General features: G+C 71.0%; 17 protein-coding genes and 1 pseudogene. 9 read left to right on the top strand and 9 right to left on the bottom strand.

Annotated features, from left to right (window positions below; translation table 11 throughout):
- Window positions 1-15 precede the first annotated feature (15 nt).
- From HEP85_RS11430 to HEP85_RS11420, 3 genes are all read left to right on the top strand, one after another.
- The gene (locus HEP85_RS11430) at window positions 16-960 is read left to right on the top strand and encodes an RluA family pseudouridine synthase (protein ID WP_168527690.1); all 945 of its coding nucleotides are present in this window, start codon (window positions 16-18) and stop codon (window positions 958-960) included.
- On the top strand, window positions 957-1424 hold the full coding sequence (locus tag HEP85_RS11425) for a GNAT family N-acetyltransferase (RefSeq protein WP_168527689.1): 468 nt from the start codon (window positions 957-959) through the stop codon (window positions 1422-1424). Before HEP85_RS11430 ends, HEP85_RS11425 begins: the two co-directional genes overlap by 4 nt.
- A gap of 105 nt (window positions 1425-1529) precedes the next feature.
- A complete protein-coding gene (locus tag HEP85_RS11420) occupies window positions 1530-3116 on the top strand; it encodes a Na+/H+ antiporter (RefSeq protein WP_168527688.1) in 1587 nt (528 codons plus the stop codon).
- Between the two features lie 152 nt (window positions 3117-3268).
- Here the strand turns inward: HEP85_RS11420 and HEP85_RS11415 are convergent, their stop codons facing one another.
- Window positions 3269-4411 carry a mechanosensitive ion channel family protein gene (locus HEP85_RS11415; RefSeq protein ID WP_168527687.1) on the bottom strand — a complete coding sequence of 381 codons (1143 nt, stop codon included), beginning with the start codon at window positions 4409-4411 and terminating at the stop codon, window positions 3269-3271.
- Window positions 4412-4518: 107 nt separating this feature from the next.
- Here HEP85_RS11415 and HEP85_RS11410 point away from each other — a divergent pair, with 107 nt between their 5' ends.
- A complete protein-coding gene (locus HEP85_RS11410; RefSeq protein ID WP_168527686.1) occupies window positions 4519-5094 on the top strand; it encodes a dienelactone hydrolase family protein in 576 nt (191 codons plus the stop codon).
- 58 nt (window positions 5095-5152) lie between these two features.
- Here HEP85_RS11410 and HEP85_RS11405 read toward each other — a convergent pair whose 3' ends face one another.
- The 4 genes from HEP85_RS11405 to HEP85_RS11390 form a co-directional block, all read right to left on the bottom strand.
- Window positions 5153-6820, bottom strand: a complete 1668-nt coding sequence (locus HEP85_RS11405) for an alkaline phosphatase (protein WP_168527685.1) — start codon at window positions 6818-6820, stop codon at window positions 5153-5155.
- 130 nt (window positions 6821-6950) lie between these two features.
- Complete coding sequence (locus tag HEP85_RS11400) at window positions 6951-7763, bottom strand: DsbA family protein (protein WP_168527684.1); 813 nt, start codon at window positions 7761-7763, stop codon at window positions 6951-6953.
- A gap of 79 nt (window positions 7764-7842) precedes the next feature.
- On the bottom strand, window positions 7843-8523 hold the full coding sequence (locus HEP85_RS11395) for a hypothetical protein (protein WP_168527683.1): 681 nt from the start codon (window positions 8521-8523) through the stop codon (window positions 7843-7845).
- Window positions 8524-8615: 92 nt separating this feature from the next.
- Window positions 8616-9944: a DUF2252 domain-containing protein gene (locus tag HEP85_RS11390; RefSeq protein WP_168527682.1), complete on the bottom strand. Its 1329-nt coding sequence runs from the start codon at window positions 9942-9944 to the stop codon at window positions 8616-8618.
- 281 nt (window positions 9945-10225) lie between these two features.
- On the opposite strand from HEP85_RS11390, the gene dnaE reads away from it, so the two are divergent.
- Complete coding sequence (gene dnaE / locus HEP85_RS11385) at window positions 10226-13765, top strand: DNA polymerase III subunit alpha (protein ID WP_168527681.1); 3540 nt, start codon at window positions 10226-10228, stop codon at window positions 13763-13765.
- 93 nt (window positions 13766-13858) lie between these two features.
- On the opposite strand, the gene HEP85_RS11380 is transcribed toward dnaE, so the two are convergent.
- Window positions 13859-14035, bottom strand: coding sequence for a hypothetical protein (locus tag HEP85_RS11380; protein ID WP_168527680.1), 177 nt, complete (start codon window positions 14033-14035; stop codon window positions 13859-13861).
- A gap of 229 nt (window positions 14036-14264) precedes the next feature.
- On the opposite strand from HEP85_RS11380, the pseudogene HEP85_RS11375 reads away from it, so the two are divergent.
- The 4 genes and pseudogenes from HEP85_RS11375 to HEP85_RS11360 all read left to right on the top strand — a co-directional run bounded on the left by HEP85_RS11375 (window position 14265) and on the right by HEP85_RS11360 (window position 18402).
- A pseudogene (locus HEP85_RS11375) lies at window positions 14265-15480 on the top strand (NYN domain-containing protein).
- A gap of 307 nt (window positions 15481-15787) precedes the next feature.
- A complete protein-coding gene (locus HEP85_RS11370) occupies window positions 15788-16759 on the top strand; it encodes an ABC transporter ATP-binding protein (protein WP_168533531.1) in 972 nt (323 codons plus the stop codon).
- Between the two features lie 109 nt (window positions 16760-16868).
- The gene (locus tag HEP85_RS11365; RefSeq protein WP_329287243.1) at window positions 16869-17705 is read left to right on the top strand and encodes an ABC transporter permease; all 837 of its coding nucleotides are present in this window, start codon (window positions 16869-16871) and stop codon (window positions 17703-17705) included.
- 34 nt (window positions 17706-17739) lie between these two features.
- Entirely contained in the window at window positions 17740-18402 is a 663-nt protein-coding gene (locus HEP85_RS11360) for an AAA family ATPase (protein WP_168527678.1), read from the top strand.
- 214 nt (window positions 18403-18616) lie between these two features.
- On the opposite strand, the gene ybaK is transcribed toward HEP85_RS11360, so the two are convergent.
- Genes ybaK through HEP85_RS11345 form a run of 3 tightly spaced genes read right to left on the bottom strand, consistent with a single transcriptional unit; the run spans window position 18617 to window position 20918 of the window.
- Window positions 18617-19120: a Cys-tRNA(Pro) deacylase gene (ybaK, locus tag HEP85_RS11355; protein WP_168527677.1), complete on the bottom strand. Its 504-nt coding sequence runs from the start codon at window positions 19118-19120 to the stop codon at window positions 18617-18619.
- Between the two features lie 26 nt (window positions 19121-19146).
- Window positions 19147-19887 (bottom strand): LON peptidase substrate-binding domain-containing protein, encoded by a 741-nt coding sequence (locus HEP85_RS11350; protein WP_168527676.1) that lies wholly within the window; start codon window positions 19885-19887, stop codon window positions 19147-19149.
- Window positions 19888-19898: 11 nt separating this feature from the next.
- Entirely contained in the window at window positions 19899-20918 is a 1020-nt protein-coding gene (locus HEP85_RS11345; RefSeq protein WP_168527675.1) for a hypothetical protein, read from the bottom strand.
- Window positions 20919-20923: the final 5 nt, after the last annotated feature.

Raw genomic sequence — 20923 nt, 5'->3', positions numbered from 1 at the left:
CGGCATACTCGACGGGTGAGCACCGTTCCCGAGATCCGTACCCTGCCCGTGCCCGACGGCCTGGAGGGCGAGCGCGTCGACGCCGTCATCTCCCGGATGTTCGGCTTCTCCCGCACGAAGGCCGCCGAGCTCGCCGCGGCGGGGAAGGTCACGGTCGACGGTTCGGTGGTCGGCAAGTCCGAGCGGCTGCACGGCGGCGCCTGGCTGGAAGTCGAGATGCCGCAGGCTCCGGCCCCCGTGCAGATCGTCGCCGAGCCCGTCGAGGGCATGGAGATCGTGCACGACGACGACGACGTGGTCGTGATCGTCAAGCCGGTCGGCGTCGCCGCGCACCCCAGCCCCGGCTGGTCGGGACCGACCGTGATCGGCGGTCTCGCGGCCGCCGGCTACCGCATCTCCACCTCGGGCGCCTCCGAGCGCCAGGGCATCGTGCACCGTCTCGACGTGGGTACGTCAGGCCTGATGGTCGTCGCCAAGTCCGAGTACGCGTACACGTCGCTCAAGCGCCAGTTCAAGGAGCGCACGGTCGACAAGCGCTACCACGCGCTCGTGCAGGGCCACCCGGACCCGACGAGCGGCACCATCGACGCCCCCATCGGCCGGCATCCGAACCACGACTACAAGTGGGCCGTCACGGCCGAGGGCAAGCCGTCGGTCACGCACTACGACTTGATGGAGGCGTTCCGCGCGGCCTCCCTGCTCGACATCAAGCTGGAGACCGGGCGCACCCACCAGATCCGCGTCCACATGTCGGCCCACCGCCACCCCTGCGTCGGTGACCTGACCTACGGCGCCGACCCCACGCTCGCCAAGCGCCTCGGCCTCACCCGGCAGTGGCTGCACGCGGTCCGGCTCGGCTTCGAACACCCGGGGGACGGCCAGTGGGTCGAGTTCGGGTGCGACTACCCCGAGGACCTGCAGGATGCTCTCGACAAGGTGCGTGAGGAGAGCAACGCATGACCGTCCCGTACACGCTGCGGGTGGCCGAGGACACCGCCGACCGTGAGGCGTGCTTCGCGGTGCGCAAGGAGGTCTTCGTCGGCGAGCAGGGCGTCAGCGAGGACATCGAGTACGACGCCTACGACGCCGGGGCGCTGCATGTGCTGGCCGTCCGTGACGACGGCGCGCCGCTGGGTACCGGGCGGCTCCTGTCCGGCGAGGACGCCGCCGCGAAGACCGGCGGCGACCCGCGCGTCGGTTCACTGGGACGGCTCGCCGTGACCAAGGAGGCGCGCGGGCTCGGCGTGGGGGTCGCCCTCGTCGGTGCCATCGAGGACGCGGCACGCGCGCGTGGACTCACGGCGGTGGATCTGCACGCGCAGACGCATGCGCTGGGCTTCTACGAGCGGCTCGGATACGTGGCGTACGGCGAGGAGTTCCTCGACGCGGGGATCGACCACCGGGCGATGCGCAAGACCTTGTGAGAGGTGCGCCCGGCGGGGCCTGCCGGGAGGGCATTGTCGTGGCGGCGTGACAGGCTGGGGGTCCGGCCCCTCCTTGATCGCCTAGACCTCGCGGGAGCGCTGACCGTGGATCAGTTGGCCCTGTTGTTCGTGCTGTTGCTCGGGGCCGTGGTGAGCGTCCCGGTGGGGGACCGCTGGGGGCTGCCGGCGCCGGTGCTGATGACGCTTCTCGGGATCGTGCTGGCCGTACTGGACTTCGTGCCCAACGTGGACATCAGGCCGGACCTGATCCTGCCGCTCCTGTTGCCGCCGCTGCTGTACGCGTCGGTGCGGCGGACCTCGTGGAGACAGTTCACCGCCAACAAACGGCCGATCTTCCTGCTGGCCGTGGCGCTGGTGTTCCTCACCACCGCGGCGGTGGCGGTCGTCGCCAACACCATCGTGCCGGGGCTGCCGCTCGCCGCCGCCGTGGCGCTGGGCGCGCTCGTGGCGCCGCCCGACCCGGTCGCCGCGACCGCCGTCGCGGGGCAGCTCGGACTGCCCCGCCGACTGGTGTCGATCCTGGAGGGCGAGGGGCTCTTCAACGACGTGACGGCCATCGTGCTCTACCACGTCGCGATCGCCGCCGCCGTGAGCGGGTCCTTCTCGCCGTGGCGGGCCGGGCTCGACCTGGTGCTGTCCGCGGTCGTCGCGGTCGCCGCCGGGGTGGGCCTCGGGTGGGCCGCGAACAAACTGATGGACATGCTCGGCGACGCCACGCTGCAGATCGGGCTGACACTGCTGGTGCCCTACGCCGCGTACGTACTGGCGGAGGAGCTGCACGGCTCCGGGGTGCTCGCCGTGCTCACCACCGCGCTGTTCCTGGCGGAGTACGCCACCGACGCCGACGACGTCATGACACGGCTCGCCGGACACACGTTCTGGGACGTGGTGGACACGCTCGTCACCGGCGTCGCGTTCGGACTGATCGGGCTGGAGCTGCACAACGCGATCCGGACGGCGGCCGGACGGTGGGGCGAGATGCTCGGGTGGGCGGCCGCGATCGTCGCCGTCGTCGTACTCGTACGGCTGGCATGGCTGCTGCCGGCGACCTGGCTGACGAAACGGCTGCACGCGAAACGGGACTACGACGAGGAGATCCCCACGTCGTGGCGGGAGACCGTGGTGATGTGGTGGTCCGGGATGCGAGGGGTCGCCTCCGTGGCCCTCGCGCTGGCGATTCCGCTGAAGATGGACGACGGGTCGCCGTTCCCCGACCGGGACGAGATCGTGTTCATCGCCTTCGGTGTGATCATGGCGACGCTCGTGCTGCAGGGGCTCACGCTGCCGTGGCTCGTCAGACGGCTCGGGGTGCGGGCCGACGAGGATGTCGAGAAGGCCTTCGAGAAGGAGCTGGCGATCCGGGCGGCCAAGGCCGCGAAGCGGAGGCTGAAGGAGATCGAGGAGGTCGAGGAGCTGTCGGAGGAGGTGTCCGAGCAGTTGCTGCGGCGGGCCTTCGACATCGGGACGCGGATCAGTCCGGACCTGGGGGACGAGGAACGGCGCGAGGCGTACGAGCAGCGGGCGCGGCGGATCAAGCGGATCCGGCGCATCCAGGGGGAGATGATGAGCGCGGCCCGGCACGAGGTGCTGTCCGCGCGCAGTGAGCCGGGAGCCGATCCGGAGATCGTGGACCGGGTGCTGCGGCATCTGGACGTGCGCAGCCTGCGCTGACGGTGCGCCGGCCCTGGGAGTGTGTTCTCCGGCCCGCGCACCGTCGCGCGCCGTCCGCCTCCGGTCCGCCGAGTGGTGCGGGTCGCCCGCGCGGTTTCCCGCGCCCGCGGGATCTCGTGGTCGGCGGCGGCGGCGGCGGTCGGTCGGTGGGGTCAGCCGCGGCCCGGACCCGTGCGTGGCGGGCCGGAGGTGTGGGCGTGGTTGTGGCGGGTGGTCGCCGCGCCGTCGGGCTCGGTGCGGGTCGGGCCGGGGAGCTGCCCCGGTGGCGGCACCGCCTCCGCCGTGTTGACGCGCGGGAGGGCGTAGGGATGCTTCTCGGTCAGCCAGCGGATCATCTGCTCGCGCACCGTGACCCGTACCGTCCAGATGTCGTCCGCGTCCTTGGCCGTGACCAGGGCGCGCACCTGGATGGTGTTGGGCGTCGAGTCGGTGACCGCCAGACCGTAGTCACGGCCGTCCCAGGCCGGGCACTCGCGCAGGATGTCCCGCAGCTTCTCCCGCATGGCCTCCACCGGCGCGCTGTGGTCGAGGTGGAAGAAGACGATGCCGGTCATCTGCGGGGTGCCGCGCGACCAGTTCTCGAAGGGCTTCGAGGTGAAGTACGAGACCGGCATGGTGATCCGGCGCTCGTCCCAGGTCCGGACCGTCAGGAACGTCAGAGTGATCTCCTCGACCGTGCCCCACTCACCGTCCACCACGACCGTGTCACCGAGACGCACCATGTCGCCGAAGGCGATCTGCAGCCCGGCGAAGAGGTTCGCCAGCGTGGACTGGGCGGCGACACCGGCGACGATGCCGAGGATGCCGGCCGAGGCGAGCAGTGAGGCGCCGGCCGCGCGCATCGCCGGGAAGGTGAGCAGCATCGCGGCGATCGCGACGACGCCGACGACGGCGGTGACCACCCGCTGGATCAGCGCGACCTGGGTGCGCACCCGGCGCACCCGCGCCGGATCGCGGTGCGCGTTCGCGTAACGGGAGTACGAGGTGTCGACGATCGCCGTCGCGATGCTCACCACCAGCCACGCGGCGGCACCGATCAGGATCAGGGTCAGGGTCCTGCCGATACCGATCCGGTGCTCCACCAGCAGCTTCGCCTCGTCGTACGAGCCTCTGAGCAGAGCCGCGAACAGGACCAGCTGGAAGGGGATACGGCCCCGGCGGAGCAGGCCCCACAGGGAGGTCTCGCTGTGACGGTCGTCCACCCGGCGCAACAGGCGGTCCACGGACCACCCGATGAGCAGCGCGAGCACGACCGAGCCGCCGACGACGGTCATCGGGCGCAGTACGTTCTCCATGACGGAGAACGTAACCGGCCACGGGCGGTCATGAACATGTGTTCTCGCGAGGGAACGGGGTACGCCCTGCGCCCGTCACTGTCGGTGCCGGCTGGCACCATGGACTCATGAACATCATGCTCTTTCACTCGACGTACGGTTCCCGGCCCGCGGTGCGCGCGGCGGCGGACCGGCTGCGGGCCGCGGGACACGAGGTGTGGACGCCCGACCTCTTCGAGGGGCGCACCTTCGAGACCGTGGAGGAGGGCATGGCCTTCAACGAAGGCATCGGCAAGGTCGAGCTGCTCAAGCGCGCGGTCCTGGCCGCCGCGCCCTATTCGGACCGCGGTCTGGTCTACGCCGGGTTCTCCCTCGGCGCCTCCCTCGCGCAGACCCTGGCGCTCGGCGACGAGAAGGCCCGCGGACTGCTCCTGCTGCACGGCACGTCGGACATCGCGGAGAACGCGTCGGTGGACGAACTGCCGGTCCAGCTCCATGTCGCCGAGCCCGACCAGTTCGAGACGGACGACTGGCTGGGCGCCTGGTACCTGCAGATGCGCAGAGCGGGGGCCGATGTGGAGATCTACCGGTACGCGGGCGCCGGCCACCTCTACACCGACCCCGACCTGCCCGACTACGACGCCGAGGCGGCCGAGGCCACCTGGAAGGTGGCGCTCGGCTTCCTCGACGGTCTCCAGTCGTAGCCGTAGCCGTAGGCGTAGGCCGTTGCGGTAGCCGTGGTCGGGCGCCCGCGACCGGTGTCTACACCGGGTCGTAGGTCCGCTCCACCTTCTGCGATCCGTTCGGCGTGCGGTACGAACGGGTCCAGGACGAGGTGGCGTTCGGGTTCGTGCGGTCGGAGATCACGTAGTAGTCCATCTGCGCCCGGGTGGCGGTGATGTCCAGGACGCCGTATCCGTGGCGGTCGGTGTCGACCCAGTGGACGTGCCGGTTCGCCGCGCGGATGACGGGGGAGGCGATCGCCGAGACGACGCCCTCGGGGACCTTGACGATGTCGTCGAGGTTGTCGGAGGTCATGGAGGTGACCACGAACTCCGTGGCGGCGGAGGGGGACAGCGGGTAGGTGCCTGCGTCCACCGGCACGTCGTTGGCCCACGCCATGTGGATGTCACCGGTCAGGAAGACCGTGTTGCGGATGGCGTTGGAGCGCAGGTGCGCGAGGAGTTCGCGGCGGTCGTCGGTGTAGCCGTCCCACTGGTCGGTGTTGAGGGCGATGCCCTCCCCGGGCAGGCCGAGCAGCTTGGCGAGCGGCTTGAGCAGGTCGGCTGAGAGGGATCCCACCGCGAACGGCGAGATCATCACCGAGTTGCCGACCAGCCGCCAGGTGGTGTCCGAGGCCTTGAGCCCGGACTTCAGCCAGTCGAGCTGGGCGCGGCCGGTGATCGTACGGTCCGGGTCGTCGACCGAGCCGCTGGCCGTGGACGCCTGCTGGGACCGGAAGGAACGCAGGTCGAGCAGGGAGAGGTCGGCGAGCTTGCCGAAGCGCAGCCGGCGGTAGGTGGTGCCCTCGATCGCGGGGCGGACCGGCATCCACTCGAAGTAGGCCTGCTTCGCGGCGGCCTGACGGGCGGTCCAGGTGCCCTCGGCGCCCTCGGTGTGGTTGACCGCGCCGCCCGACCAGGCGTTGTCGGCGAACTCGTGGTCGTCCCAGATCGCCACGACCGGCGCCTTGTGGTGCAGGCCCTGGAGGTCCGGGTCGGTCTTGTAACGGCCGTGCCGGGTGCGGTAGTCGGCGAGGGTGAGGATCTCGCCCGCGGGGGAGTGCGGCCGTACGACCGTGCCACGGGTCCCGTACTCGCCGGACTTGTACTCGTAGATGTAGTCGCCGAGGTGCAGCCAGGCGTCCAGGTCGCCCCGGGCCGCGAGGTGGCGGTAGGCCGAGAAGTAGCCGGCCTCCCAGTTGGCGCAGGAGACCACGCCGAAGCGCAGGCCGGCCACGGAGGCGTCGGCGGCCGGTGTGGTGCGGGTGTGGGCGACGGGGGAGTCGGTGCCGCCCGCGGAGAAGCGGAACCAGTAGTCGGTGGCCGGTTCCAGGCCGCGGATGTCGGCCTTGACGGTGTGGTCGGAGGCGGCCGTCGCGGTGAGGGAGCCCTTGGCGACGATCGTGGTGAACGCCTTGTCCCTGGCGACGGTCCAGCCGACCTCGGTGTCCGGGCCGATGCCGGAGCCGGGTATCGCCGCGGAGGTGGGGGTCACCCGGGTCCACAGCAGGACACCGTCCGGGAGCGGGTCGCCGGAGGCGACGCCGTGCAGGAAAGCGGGAGCCTCGGCGGCGCGGGCCGGCAGGGCTGCCGCGAGCGGGGCGGCGAGTACGGCGCCGGCGGCCGCGGCCTTGACGACCGTACGGCGGCGCGGGGCGCGGGAGTTGACGGCGCCCGAGGGGTCGGATGAGCTCAAACGACTGGTCACGAGCGGTCAGGTTACCGACCGGTACAGACAAAGGGCGGGCGAACCGGGAAAGTTCGCCCGCTCTTCGGCTGTTGGACAATTTCGGCCCGGCTCCACCGCCGCGGGCGGTGCTCCGGAACGGCCCGAGAGGTCAGGCGGCGAGGGCCTTGCCGATCGCCGTCGTGAAGTCGGCGACGGTCATCGGCGCGTTCTTGCCGTCGGAGCCCGTCAGCGTCTTGCCGTCCATCTTCAGGGTCGGAGTGCCCTGCACGCCGCTCTTGTTGAACTTCGCGGACATGTCGAGCGCCCACTTGTCGTAGGTGCCGTCCTTCACGGCCTTCTCGAAGGCCGCGTTGCCCTTGAGGGCGGAGACCGTGTCCGCGACCTTGATCAGGTAGTCGTCGCTCTTGAACTTGTCGTCCGTCTCCTCCGGGTGGTACTTCGCCGAGTACAGCGCGGTCTTGTACTCGAGGAAGGCCTCGGGGCTCACGTTCAGTGCGGCGCCCATGGCGCTGAGGGCGTTCTTCGAGCCCTCGCCGGGGCTGCCGTTGTCGATGAACGTGGCGCCGACGTACTCGATCTTGAACTTGCCGTCGTCGTAGTCCTTCTTGACGGTGCTGCCGACGGTCTGCTCGAACTGGGCGCAGATCGGGCAGCGCGGGTCCTCGTACATCACCAGGGTCTTCTTGGCGGTGCTCTTGCCGAGCACGACGGTGGTGCCGTCGGCGCCGGTGGTGTTGGCCGGCTTGACGAGCTTGTCGTCCTTGGCGGCCTCCCAGTACCCGGGCTTGTTGTTCTGCACGACCGCGTAGCCGACGCCGCCCGCTATCGCGAGGACGGCGACGATGCCGCCGGCCACGATGACCTGGCGCTTGATCCTGTCCCGCTTGGCCTGGCGCTCGCGCTCGATACGCAGCTTCTCGCGCGCCGCCGACTTGGCCGACTGGCTGTTCCGCTTGCTCATGTTGGTGATCTCCATGGGGGCGCGTACTCGTCGTACGCGGGATACGTAAGGGGGACCGCTGGTGCTCAGGCGCTGTCGCTCAGGCGAGAGCGGCCGAGCGGGGCGGGCCACGCCGTCCCAGTGAGTGCACGAACAGGCGCGTACGGGCAGGGGCGCTCCGGCGCGCGGGGCGCGGGAGCCGGCGTACCGGGGTCAGTCGTACGGTCACCGCGGCGACCGCGATCAGCAGCGGCCGGAAGGTGGACGCGGCGACGGCGCGCAGCAGCTGGTCCAGGGCCCGTTCGCCGCGGCGCAGCCAGGCGGCGGCGAGGAGCCCGACGCCGACGTGCGCGGCGAGCAGCAGCCAGGCGGCGGCCGGGTCGGTGTGCACGAGCAGGGTGGCGGCGCGGTCGCCGCCGCCGGTCACACGGGCCAGTGGGGCGCCCACGCTGCCGCCGCACAGCACGTCGAGGCCGATGGCGCGCAGCGGGCCCGCGACCGGGCCGCCGGACCTGCCGTAACAGACGTGCTGGCCCGTGGTGAACACCGTGTCGGCGGCCAGCTCCAGCGGGATGAGCAGGGCCGCGATGCGCCCGAAGCCGCGCTCGCGGCCCGCCAGCGCGTACGCGATGACGAAGACGGCGGCGGTGATCGCGGCCACGGTGCCCAGCGGCAGCGCGACCCGGGACAGCAGCACGTGCGACGCGGCGGAGAGCGTCACGACGACAGCCGTGAACAGTGCCGCGCGCACGGCTCTGAGCTGGGTCCCGGATATGTGCATAGCGGAGCCGAGTGTCGCACGCGCTCCCGTAAGAGCCCCCTAAAGGGTTCCTATGTGTTACGGGAGCGTTGTGAGTCCGTCGTCCGGCGTGCCTACAGGCCGGGGATCCGGCCGTTGCGGAACAGGTCCACGAAGATCTGGTGGTCGCCGCGCGCGCGGGCGCCGTAGCTGTGCGCGAAGTCGACCAGCAGGGCGGGGAAGCCCTCCTCGTCGGCCGCGATCGCCGCGTCGATGGCCCGCTCGGTGGAGAACGGCACCAGCTCCGAGTGGCCGCTCTCGTCGTCGGCCGCCGCGTGCATCGCGGCCGTGGCCCGGCCGAGGTCCGCGACGACCGAGGCGATCTCCTCCGGGTCGTCGATGTCGCTCCAGTCCAGGTCCACCGCGTAGGGCGAGACCTCGGCGACGAGCTGGCCCGCGCCGTCCAGCTCGGTCCAGCCCAGCCACGGGTCGGCGTGTGCCTGCAGCGCGCGCTGGGAGATCACCGTGCGGTGGCCCTCGTGCTGGAAGTAGTCGCGGATCGAGGAGTCCGTGATGTGCCGGGAGACGGCCGGGGTCTGGGCCTGCTTGATGTAGATCACGACGTCGTTCTCCAGCGCGTCGCTGTTGCCCTCCAGCAGGATGTTGTACGAGGGCAGACCGGCCGAGCCGATGCCGATGCCGCGGCGGCCGACGACGTCCTTCACGCGGTACGAGTCCGGGCGGGCGAGCGAGGACTCGGGGAGCGTCTCCAGGTAGCCGTCGAAGGCGGCGAGCACCTTGTAGCGGGTGGCCGCGTCCAGCTCGATGGAGCCGCCGCCGGGGGCGAAGCGGCGCTCGAAGTCACGGATCTCGGTCATCGAGTCGAGCAGCCCGAAGCGGGTCAGCGAGCGGGCGTCGCGCAGCGCGTCCAGCAGCGGTCCCTCGGCGGTGTCCAGCGTGAAGGGCGGCACCTCGTCGCTCTTGGCGCCGGTGGCGAGGGAGTGGATGCGCTCGCGGTAGGCGGTCGCGTACACCGTGACCAGCTCGGTGATCTGGTCGTCACTGAGCGCCTTGGCGTAGCCGATGAGGGCCACGGAGGCGGCGAAGCGCTTGAGGTCCCAGGTGAAGGGGCCGACGTACGCCTCGTCGAAGTCGTTCACGTTGAAGATCAGGCGGCCCTGGGCGTCCATGTACGTGCCGAAGTTCTCCGCGTGCAGGTCGCCGTGGATCCACACCCGGGAGGTCCGCTCGTCCAGGTACGGGCCGCCCCGCCGGTCGGCCTCGAGGTCGTGGTAGAAGAGCCCCGCCGTGCCCCGGTAGAACGCGAAGGCGGAGGCCGCCATCTTGCGGAACTTCACGCGGAACGCGGCCGGGTCGGCGGCCAGGAGCTCGCCGAAGGCGGTGTCGAAGACGGCGAGGATCTGCTCGCCGCGTTGCTCGGCGCTGAGCTGCGGGACCGACATCGCTGGGTGCCTCCTGGTGCAGGTGGTGCGTGACATGAGGGAAGGACGACAGGGCCGTCCACCCGGGACGGACGTCTTCGTCCTCCCAACGGACGAAGGTACGCGGGAGTGCCCGCGTTCCCCGCACGAAGGTACGGCCGATCCGGCCGCGCGTCACCCGGCCACCACCGCCTCGCGGCGCCTCGCGTCGCAGTGTTCATCTCAGCTGTCGGTCGCGCGTCATAGACTTCGACGCTGTCCCCCCAGACTGTCGCCGATCGTTCTTCTTGGAGGCCGAAACCGTGTCGAAGCCGCCGTTCACGCACCTGCACGTCCACACCCAGTACTCGCTGCTGGACGGTGCCGCGCGGCTCAAGGACATGTTCGATGCCTGCAATGAGATGGGCATGACACACATCGCCATGAGCGACCACGGCAACCTGCACGGGGCGTACGACTTCTTCCACACGGCCAAGAAGGCGGGCGTCACGCCGATCATCGGCATCGAGGCGTACGTCGCCCCGGAGTCCCGGCGCAACAAGCGCAAGATCCAGTGGGGCCAGCCGCACCAGAAGCGCGACGACGTGTCCGGTTCGGGTGGTTACACCCACAAGACGATCTGGGCGGCGAACCGGACGGGACTGCACAACCTCTTCAAGCTCTCCTCGGACGCGTACGCCGAGGGCTGGCTCCAGAAGTGGCCCCGGATGGACAAGGAGACCATCTCCCAGTGGTCCGAGGGGCTCATCGCCTCCACCGGCTGCCCCTCGGGCGAGCTCCAGACCCGGCTGCGCCTCGGCCAGTTCGACGAGGCACTGAAAGCGGCCGCCGAGTACCAGGACATCTTCGGCAAGGAGCGCTACTTCCTGGAGCTGATGGACCACGGCATCGAGATCGAGCGCCGGGTCCGTGACGGCCTCCTGGAGATCGGCAAGAAGCTCGGCATCCCGCCCCTGGTGACGAACGACTCGCACTACACGTACGCGCACGAGGCGACCGCGCACGACGCCCTGCTCTGCATCCAGACCGGCAAGAACCTCTCCGACCCGGACCGCTTCCGCTTCGACGGCACCGGCTACTACCTGAAGTCGACGGACGAGATGTACGCGGTCGACTCCTCGGACGCCTGGCAGGAGGGCTGCGCCAACACCCTCCTGGTGGCCGAGCAGATCGACACCACCGGCATGTTCGTCGAGAAGAACCTCATGCCGAAGTTCGACATCCCGGACGGCTTCACCGAGGTCACCTGGTTCCAGGAGGAGGTGCGCCTCGGCATGGAGCGCCGCTTCCCCGGCGGCGTCCCCGAGGACCGCCAGAAGCAGGCCGAGTACGAGATGGACGTCATCATCCAGATGGGGTTCCCGGGGTACTTCCTCGTCGTCGCCGACTTCATCATGTGGGCCAAGAAGCAGGGCATCGCGGTGGGCCCCGGCCGTGGCTCCGCCGCCGGCTCGATCGTCGCGTACGCCATGGGCATCACCGACCTCGACCCGATCCCGCACGGTCTGATCTTCGAGCGGTTCCTCAACCCCGAGCGCGTCTCCATGCCCGACGTCGACATCGACTTCGACGAGCGTCGGCGCGTCGAGGTGATCAGGTATGTGACCGAGAAGTACGGCTCGGACAAGGTCGCCATGATCGGCACGTACGGCAAGATCAAGGCGAAGAACGCCATCAAGGACTCCGCGCGCGTGCTGGGCTACCCGTACGCCATGGGGGACCGGCTCACCAAGGCGATGCCCGCCGACGTCCTCGGCAAGGGCATCGACCTGAACGGCATCACCGACCCCTCGCACCCCCGCTACAGCGAGGCGGGCGAGATCCGGGCGATGTACGAGAACGAGCCGGACGTGAAGAAGGTCATCGACACCGCCAAGGGCGTCGAGGGCCTGGTCCGGCAGATGGGCGTGCACGCCGCCGGCGTCATCATGTCCAGCGAGCCCATCGTCGATCACGCCCCGGTCTGGGTACGGCACACGGACGGCGTGACCATCACGCAGTGGGACTACCCGCAGTGCGAGTCGCTCGGCCTGCTGAAGATGGACTTCCTCGGCCTGCGCAACCTGACGATCATGGACGACGCCGTCAAGATGGTGAAGTCCAACAAGGGCATCGACCTCGACCTGCTGGCCCTCCCGCTCGACGATCCGACGACCTTCGAACTGCTCCAGCGCGGCGACACCCTCGGCGTCTTCCAGTTCGACGGCGGCCCCATGCGCTCCCTGCTGCGCCTGATGAAGCCCGACAACTTCGAGGACATCTCCGCCGTCTCGGCGCTCTACCGTCCCGGCCCGATGGGCATGGACTCGCACACGAACTACGCGCTCCGCAAGAACAATCTCCAGGAGATCACCCCGATCCACAAGGAGCTGGAGGAGCCCCTCGAAGAGGTCCTGGCCGTCACCTACGGCCTGATCGTCTACCAGGAGCAGGTGCAGAAGGCCGCCCAGATCATCGCCGGGTACTCGCTCGGCGAAGCCGACATCCTGCGCCGCGTGATGGGCAAGAAGAAGCCCGACGAACTGGCGAAGAACTTCGTCCTCTTCCAGAAGGGCGCCCGGGACAAGGGCTTCAGCGACGAGGCGATCCAGGCCCTGTGGGACGTGCTGGTCCCCTTCGCCGGCTACGCGTTCAACAAGGCGCACTCGGCCGCGTACGGCCTGGTCTCGTACTGGACCGCCTACCTGAAGGCGAACTTCCCGGCCGAGTACATGGCCGGTCTGCTCACCTCGGTCAAGGACGACAAGGACAAGTCCGCGATCTACCTCAACGAGTGCCGGCGCATGGGCATCAAGGTGCTCCCGCCCAACGTCAACGAGTCGGAGCAGAACTTCGCCGCCCAGGGCGACGACGTGATCCTCTTCGGCCTCTCCGCCGTCCGCAACGTCGGCACGAACGTCGTCGAGTCGATCATCAAGAGCCGCAAGGCCAAGGGGAAGTACGCCTCCTTCCCCGACTACCTCGACAAGGTCGAGGCCGTCGCCTGCAACAAGCGCACCACGGAATCGCTGATCAAGGCCGGCGCGTTCGACACCATGGGGCACACCCGCAAGGGCCTCACCGCGCAGTTCGAGCCGATGATCGACAACGTGGTGCAGGTCAAGCGCAAGGAGGCCGAGGGCCAGTTCGACCTCTTCGGCGGCATGGGCGAGGAGGACACCAGCGAGCCCGGCTTCGGACTCGACGTCGAGTTCACGACCGACGAGTGGGACAAGGCCTATCTCCTCGCCCAGGAGCGGGAGATGCTCGGTCTCTACGTCTCCGACCACCCGCTGTTCGGCCTGGAGCACGTGCTGTCCGACAAGGCCGACGCGGGCATCTCCCAGCTCACCGGCGGTGAGCACGCGGACGGCGCCGTCGTCACCATCGGCGGCATCATCTCCGGCCTGCAGCGCAAGATGACCAAGCAGGGCAACGCCTGGGCGATCGCCACCGTGGAGGACCTCGCGGGCTCCATCGAGTGCATGTTCTTCCCCGCGACGTACCAGCTGGTGTCCACCCAACTCGTCGAGGACGCGGTCGTCTTCGTCAAGGGACGCCTCGACAAGCGCGAGGACGTGCCGCGCCTCGTCGCGATGGAACTGCAGGTCCCGGACCTGTCCAACGCGGGGACCAACGCGCCCGTGATCCTCACCATCCCGGCGCTGAAGGTCACTCCGCCGATGGTCAGCAGGCTCGGTGAGATCCTCAGCCACCACAAGGGCGAGAGCGAGGTGCGCATCAGGCTCCAGGGCCCGCGCAAGACCACCGTCCTGCGGCTCGACCGGCACCGGGTGAAGCCCGATCCGGCCCTCTTCGGCGACCTGAAGGTCCTGTTGGGCCCGGCCTGCCTGGCGGGCTGACACCGGCGGGGACAGAGGTACGCGAGGGGCGCATCCAAGACCGGATGCGCCCCTCGGTGTGTGTCTGGGCTTCAACAGCCCTTACGCGTGGCCTCAGTTGTGGCCGAAACGCTTCTGGTGCTTGCGGGCTACGTCCGAGGGGCTGCCCTGGGCCTGTGACATCGGCGTGTGCGCCTCCGTCGAGGACCGCTGCGCCTGCTCCTGCGCGCGTTCGGCCTGCGAGGAGCGGTCCTGCTGGCTGCCCTGCTTGCGGTTCTTGTTCTTGGCCATGGTGATTGCCTCCTGTGGGGCCCGAGGGGTCAGGGCCGGATCCAGATTCACATAGCCTGACAAGCAGTGCATTTCGGAGAATTACCGTGCGTAATAAGCCCTGTCGGAGCGTTATCCCCGGATACGCCACGCCGAAGATCGAGTTCGGGCCGTTAACCTCCGCGGCGTCGGGCAGACTCGAAGGAAGCCCGAAGCAAACCTCCCGGAAACCGGAAAGAGGGTGGACCCCGTGGACCGCTGCATCGTCCTGGTGGACGCCGGGTATCTGCTCGGTGCTGCCGCCAGCCTCCTGGCCGGAGAGCCCTCGAGATCCCGGATCACCGTCGACCACGGCGCCCTCATCCAGGGGCTGCGCGACCGTGCCGAATCCGACACGGAGCGGCCCCTGCTGCGTATCTACTGGTTCGACGGCGCCCCCGACCGCGTACCGCAGCCGGAGCACCGCAGGCTCCGGGTGATGCCGCGGGTGACGGTCCGCCTGGGCGCGCTGACCCGCAGTGACGGGCGGTGGGCGCAGAAGGGCGTCGACGCCGCCATGCACGCCGAGCTCACCGAACTCGCCCGCAACCGCGCCTGCTCGGACGTGGTCCTGGTGACCGGCGACGGTGATCTGCTGCCGGGCATGATGGCCGCCAAGGAGCACGGTGTCGCCGTACACCTGTGGGCCGTGCAGGCCGCCGACGGGGACTACAACCAGTCCGAGGACCTGGTCGCCGAGGCCGACGAGCGGCGGGTGCTGGACCGGGCCTGGATCACCAAGGCCGTACGGGCCAAGGAGATCGGCGGGATCTGCGCCCCACCTCCGGCGCCGCGTCCCGAGATCGCCGCGATCCTCTCCGCGCCGCTGCCCGACTCCTCACTCGCCGGCTCCGCCGAGCGCCCCGCCCAGGATGTGGAGCACGGCCCGGCCACCGAGTCGCAGAACGGCGCCGAGGAGCGTGTTCCCGCCCCCAAGGGCGTCCCCACCCCAAGGACCTCGCCGCACTGCGCGCGCCCGGCGTCCAGGCCGTCCAGCCCCCACCAGCGCCACCCTGCGCTGGTCCTCCGACAAGGGGTGGGTCGAGCGCCCGGGGGGCACCACGGAGTCCGCCGAGGCCGCCGCGCTGCCCACGCTCGCCCAGCTCACCTCCGCCGAGCAGCGCTGGGCCGACCGGGAGGAGGACATCACCACGGTCGGCGGCGACCCGTACGAGGTCGGACAGGTCTTCGCGCGCCGCTGGATGGGGCGGCTGACGGACCAGAGCCATCTGCAGAAGCTGTCCGCGATGTACCCGCGCGTCCCGCACCGCGTCGACGGCGAGCTGCTGCGCTACGCCGCGCGCTTCGGACTGCTCGCGCACAAGGACGACCAGATCGACGAGCACGACCGCTATGCCATCAGGGCGGGCTTCTGGCGCGAGATCGACGTGCGTACGGCCGCGGAGCACGCCCCTGCCGGGGAGTGAACCGGGGAGCCGTCGAACCCCCGCAGAGGCCGGTCGGGCCGCCGTCCGCTCCTCTTCCGCTTCCTCCGCCGCGGGTGGGCGGGAGCTGGTCACAGGGCCGCCCGAGCCCGTGAAGGAGCCTGCCGGGTCCGGCTCCGTGGAGGAGCCGGCCGAGCGCATGCCGGGCTCGAGACCCGGTCCAGCGCGGCTCGGGACCGGGCTGAGGCGAGGGCCCCGGGCGCATAACGGGGCATCGGACCCCGTAGGCTCGTCCTTCGTGAGTACGCGCACGGCACAGGCAGTCCGGAACGGACACGGGGGCGGTCTCGTGTGCGCGGTGCGCGCGCTGACCAAGACCTATCCGGCCGTCCGCGGACGCCGGGGCGCCCCCGGCACGCCCGAGGTGCGGGCCACCGACGGGGTACGGCTGGACATCCGGCGCGGCGAGATCTTCGGACTGCTCGGGCCGAACGGCGCCGGCAAGTCGACCCTCGTCCGCCAGCTCACCGGACTCATGCGGCCCGACAGCGGCAGTGTCGAGATCCTCGGGCACGACATCGTGCGCCACCCCGAGCGGGCGGCGCGGATCCTCGCCTACCTCGGACAGGAGTCCACCGCCCTCGACGAGCTGACCGTGTCGCTGGCGGCGGAGACGACCGGGCGACTGCGCGGACTGGAGCTCCGCGAGGCACGGGCCGAGCGGGACGCCGTCCTCGACGAGCTGGGTCTGACGCCGCTGGCCTCCCGCCCCCTGAAGAAGCTGTCGGGCGGACAGCGGCGGCTCGCCTGCGTCGCCGCCGCACTCGTCGGGGAGCGGCCGCTGCTGGTCCTCGACGAGCCGACCACCGGAATGGACCCCGTCGCCCGGCGGGCCGTCTGGGCCGCTGTCGACCGGCGCCGGGCCGAGCGCGGTACGACCGTGCTGCTGGTCACCCACAACGTCATCGAGGCCGAGACCGTCCTCGACCGGGTCGCCGTCCTCGACCGCGGCCGCGTCATCGCCTGCGACACCCCGGCCGGTCTGAAGGAGCGGGTCGCGGGCGAGGTCCGGGTCGAACTCGTCTGGCGCGAGAACGCCCCGCTGGACGTGCCCGAGGTCGCCGCGCTGCGCTCCCGGGCCGTCGAGTCGGGCCGCCGCTGGACCCTCCGGCTCGCGCCCGAGGAGGCCCGCGCGGCGGTCGCCACGGTCACAGGCGGCGCGGCCTTCGCCGCGCTCGACGACTTCACCCTGGCTACGCCGAGCCTGGAGGACGTGTACCTGGCGCTCGGCGGCGACACGCAGGGGCTGGTGAAGGCGTGAGCGGGAGGGGCCTGGAATCCGTAGGGGAGTCTGTACGGACGGGGAGGGGCGTCATGGGCGTGCGCAACAGGGACAGGACGGCTGCCGGAGCGAAGAGGAGCAGCTCGACGTGAGTGTCGTACCCGCCGGTGTCGTCACCGCAGAGGTGCTGCCGGGCAGCGCGCCGTCCGTGGCCGAGGAGATCGGCGACGCCGTGGAACTCGGGCCGAGGGCACGGCTGTGGCCCTCCCTCGCCGCCGTGTACCGGGCGCAGCTCTCCCGGGCACGCGTGGCGCGGATCCCGCTGCTGTTCGTGGCCACCTTCCAGTCCGTCGGGATCATGATCCTGATGCGGGGCGTGGTGGACGGCGGGGGCGAGGCACGGGCCGTGGTGGCCGGGGCGTCGGTCCTGGTGGTCGCCTTCGTCGCGCTCAACCTCCTCGCGCAGTACTTCGGGCACCTGCGGTCCAGCGGCGGCCTCGACCACTACGCGACACTGCCCGTGCCGCCGGCGGCCGTCGTGCTCGGTGCCGCGGGCGCGTACGCGTCCTTCACCGTGCCCGGGACCGTCGCCACCGCCGTCTTCGGCTGTGTGCTCTTCGGGCTGCCGATGGCCCATCTGTGGGTGCTCGTGGCGGTGATCCCGCTCGCGGGCGCGGCGCTCGCCGGACTGGGAGCGGCGCTCGGGCTGCTCGCGCCGCGGCCCGAGCTCGCGACGCTGCTGGGGCAGCTGGGCATGTCCGCGGCGCTGCTGCTGGGGGTGCTGCCGGCCGACCGGCTGCCGACGGTCGTGCAGTACGGGCGTGATCTGCTGCCTTCGACGTACGGCGTCGAGGCCTTCGCACGGACTTTCGGGGCGCATCCGGACTGGACCTTCGTCCTCGGTGACCTCGCCGTCTGCGCGGGCGTCGGGGTCGCCTCGCTGGCCGTGGCGACCTGGGCGTACCGCCGGGCGGCCGTCCGGTGACGCGGCCGACAGCCGGGCCTGGCACGATGTCAGGGTGACCGCACCGCTGACTCCGCCTCCGCCGCCGCATCATCAGCCCTCGGACAACGCCCACGGGTGGCAGGCTCCGCCCGCCGGTGGCGCCGCCGGGTACGCCGGGTACGAGAAGGATGGGCCCGGGATGAAGACGGAAGTGCGGGACGCCGCCGTCATCACGGTGGCGGTGGCGTTGGCGGGGGTGCTGCTCGGCGTGCTGTGGTGGTGGCTGGCGCCGCATGTGCCGCTGGTCGCGGACGACACGGCCGTGTATCTGAAGGACACCGAGGGGGAGCAGGCCATCGGGGTGGACGGAACGTTCACGCTGCTGGCGCTCGGGTTCGGGGTGGTCAGCGCAGCCGTGGTGTTCCTGGTGCGGCGGCGCGGGGGTGTGCCGCTGGTCGTGGGGCTCGCCGTGGGCGGTCTGCTCGGGTCGCTGCTCGCGTGGCGGCTCGGCGTCTATCTGGGGCCCACGCAGAACGTGGTCGCCCATGCCAAGGCCGTGGGCAAGGGGGTGACCTTCTCCGCGCCGTTGAAGCTGGGGGCGAAGGGGGCGTTGCTGGCCTGGTCGCTGGGGGCGTTGGTGGTGCATCTGGGGTTGACCGCGTTGTTCGGGCCGCGGGATCCGGATCCCTACGAGAGTCCGTACCCGGAGTTTCCGCCGGGGCCTCCGGCGGGCTGAGGAGTCCACCGGCCTCGGGGTGTTTCGCTCCCGCCGCCCCTGCCCGACCCGTCCTGGGGGCTGCGCCCCCTGGACCCCCGCCATCGCCCGAAGGGCTCGTCCTCAAACGCCGGACGGGCTGGAGATGCGGGCGCGGGCCGACGGTTCCGGCCGGGGTGTGTCTTTCAGGCCGAAGTGGGGGGCGGCAGCACCCAGGTACGGGCGGGCCCCCGGTTCAGTCCCGTGCGACAGGCGCGTGTACGGCCTCCGTGAGGGCCGCCAGGTCGTCGGGGGCGAGCTCCACCTCCAGGCCGCGGCGCCCCGCCGAGACACAGATCGTCTCGTGCAGCCGGGCGGACGCGTCCAGCACCGTACGGAGTTTCCTGCGCTGGCCGAGGGGTGAGATGCCGCCGCGGACGTAGCCCGTCGTGCGTTCGGCGGCCGCCGGGTCCGCCATCGCCGCCCGTTTGCCGCCCACCGCCGTGGCCAGGGCCTTCAGGTCCAGGGAGCCGGCGACCGGGACCACGGCCACGACGAGGGCGCCGTCCACGTCCGCGACCAGGGTCTTGAAGACCCGGTCGGGGGAGACGCCCATCGCCTCGGCCGCCTCCTCGCCGTAGGAGGGGTGTGCGGGGTCGTGCTCGTAGGCGTGCACCGTGTACGCGACGCCCGCCGCCGTCAGGGCGACGGTCGCGGGGGTGCCCCCGGACTGCTGCTGTTTCTTCGGCTTCTTCGCCATCGGCCTTCCCGGATGTGCGAGGGGTGTCAGTTCAGGCTCGTCGGACCGCGGGTCAGGTCCGATGCCGGCAACGACGGCAGATTACGGATGATCGCGGTCTCGGCGCGCAGGAGTTTCAGCTCCTCGCGGAGGCGGGAGGCCGTGTCGGAGGCCTGGAGCAGCTTCTGCTTCGCCGGGATGTCCAGCATCGCGGCGGCCGCCACCAGGTAGGAGACCACGGCCGGTTCGTCCGGGAGGTCGGCGCCGGTGGACAGGGAGCGCTCGCGGGCGCCGGCGAGCCGCTTCTGGTACTGGCGGAAGGCGCGCAGGACGCCTTCGGCGAGCGCGCCCGCCTCCTCGCCCGGTTCCTCCGGCAGTTCCTCCAGCTCGGCGGTGAGGAACGCGCCGGAGGCCTCCACGGACAGCAGCCGTACCCGTGTGGTTCCGGTGGCCAGCACCTCGAAGCTGCCGTCGGCACGTTCCCGGATGGTCGCCGCGTCCGCGATGCAGCCCACCTCGTGGAAGGCGAGGAAGGGGTTGTCGCCGAAGCCGGCGGCGGCCCCGCGGTCGGGCACCGCGGTCTGGTCCGGCATGCCGGGGCCGCTCGCCGCGACCTCGTGGCCGTCGCGGATGGCGACGACGGCGAACCGGCGCGGTTCATCCTCGGGGGTCTTCAGCAGGTCGCGCATCATGGCGCGATAGCGCTCCTCGAAGATGTTCAGAGGCAGCACGAGCCCGGGGAACAGTACCGAGTTCAGCGGGAAGAGGGGGAGCCGGACGGTGGTCACGACGGGCAAGCCTAATGGTCGCCGGAGGGAGCGCGTCCGCCGTGCTCACTCCGTGGATGTACGGGCATGCGGGACGCGACCTCCAGACGTACCCCGTCGCGCAGTTCCAGGAACTGGCCCAGGGGGTCGTCGGAGACCCGGTCCCAGGGGAACGACGTGGCGTAGGGACCGATCAGACGGAGCTGTTCCAGGGCGTCCGTCCAGCGCTCCAGCCTGATCAGGACGTAGGTGAGCAGGTTGCGGACCTCGGCGGGCCACGGATCGGCGGGACCGTAGGCCGCCGAGACCGCGATGGCGAGGTCGGCCGCCGCGTCGAGCCGCTCGCGCGGCACCACGGCCCCGCCGCCCTCGGTCAGGAACGCGAAGGCCGCGCGTACCGGGAGGGCCTGCACCAGGGAGCCGGGCAGCGCGTCCTGGGCGGCCCGCTCGGCGAAGTCGAAGCACTCACGGTGCGAGCCGTACCAGGCGGCCGAGAGGTACTTCAGGGCGGCGACGTGGCATCCGTAGTGGTGCGGGGAGCGGCGTACGGCCTCGCCCCACAGCTTCTCGAACTCGGTGTGCCCGGCGTTGGTCCCCCTGGCGTGGTCGAGCGCGATCCGCCAGGGCACCGGGTCGTGCGGGTCCCCCTCGGCGGCGGCCGTGATCAGCGGGCCGACCTGGCGCAGCAGTTCGGCGCGGGCGGGCGAGTCCCACCAGCGGCGCACCGCGAGTTCGGCCTTGACCAGCAGCGCGTCCGGGTCGTGCGGGGAGTCGCTCTGCCAGGTGTCGAGCCATTCGCCGCGGCTGCGCGCGAAGCCGGCGAGACGCATCGTGTAGCGGTCGCGGTTCTCCCACTCGGCGGCCTCACGGGTGGTGGCGAGCAGCTTGGCCGTGATGCCGTACTCGCCGCGGCCCGCGCCGACCAGGGCCGGCCCGAGCCGGTCGTCGGGGGCGTCCAGCAGCACCTCGTCGTCGGCGGGCAGCCCGGCGGCGAGACCTGAGGAGTTCCGGGCCATCCGGGCCGTGCGGATGAGCGCGCGCAGCAGTGCCATGGTGT

The sequence above is a fragment of the Streptomyces sp. RPA4-2 genome (assembly GCF_012273515.2).
In the GTDB taxonomy this organism is placed as follows: Bacteria; Actinomycetota; Actinomycetes; order Streptomycetales; family Streptomycetaceae; genus Streptomyces; species Streptomyces kaempferi.
Note: the sequence above shows the minus strand (reverse complement) of the source record. Positions and strands in the feature narration are given on the sequence as shown.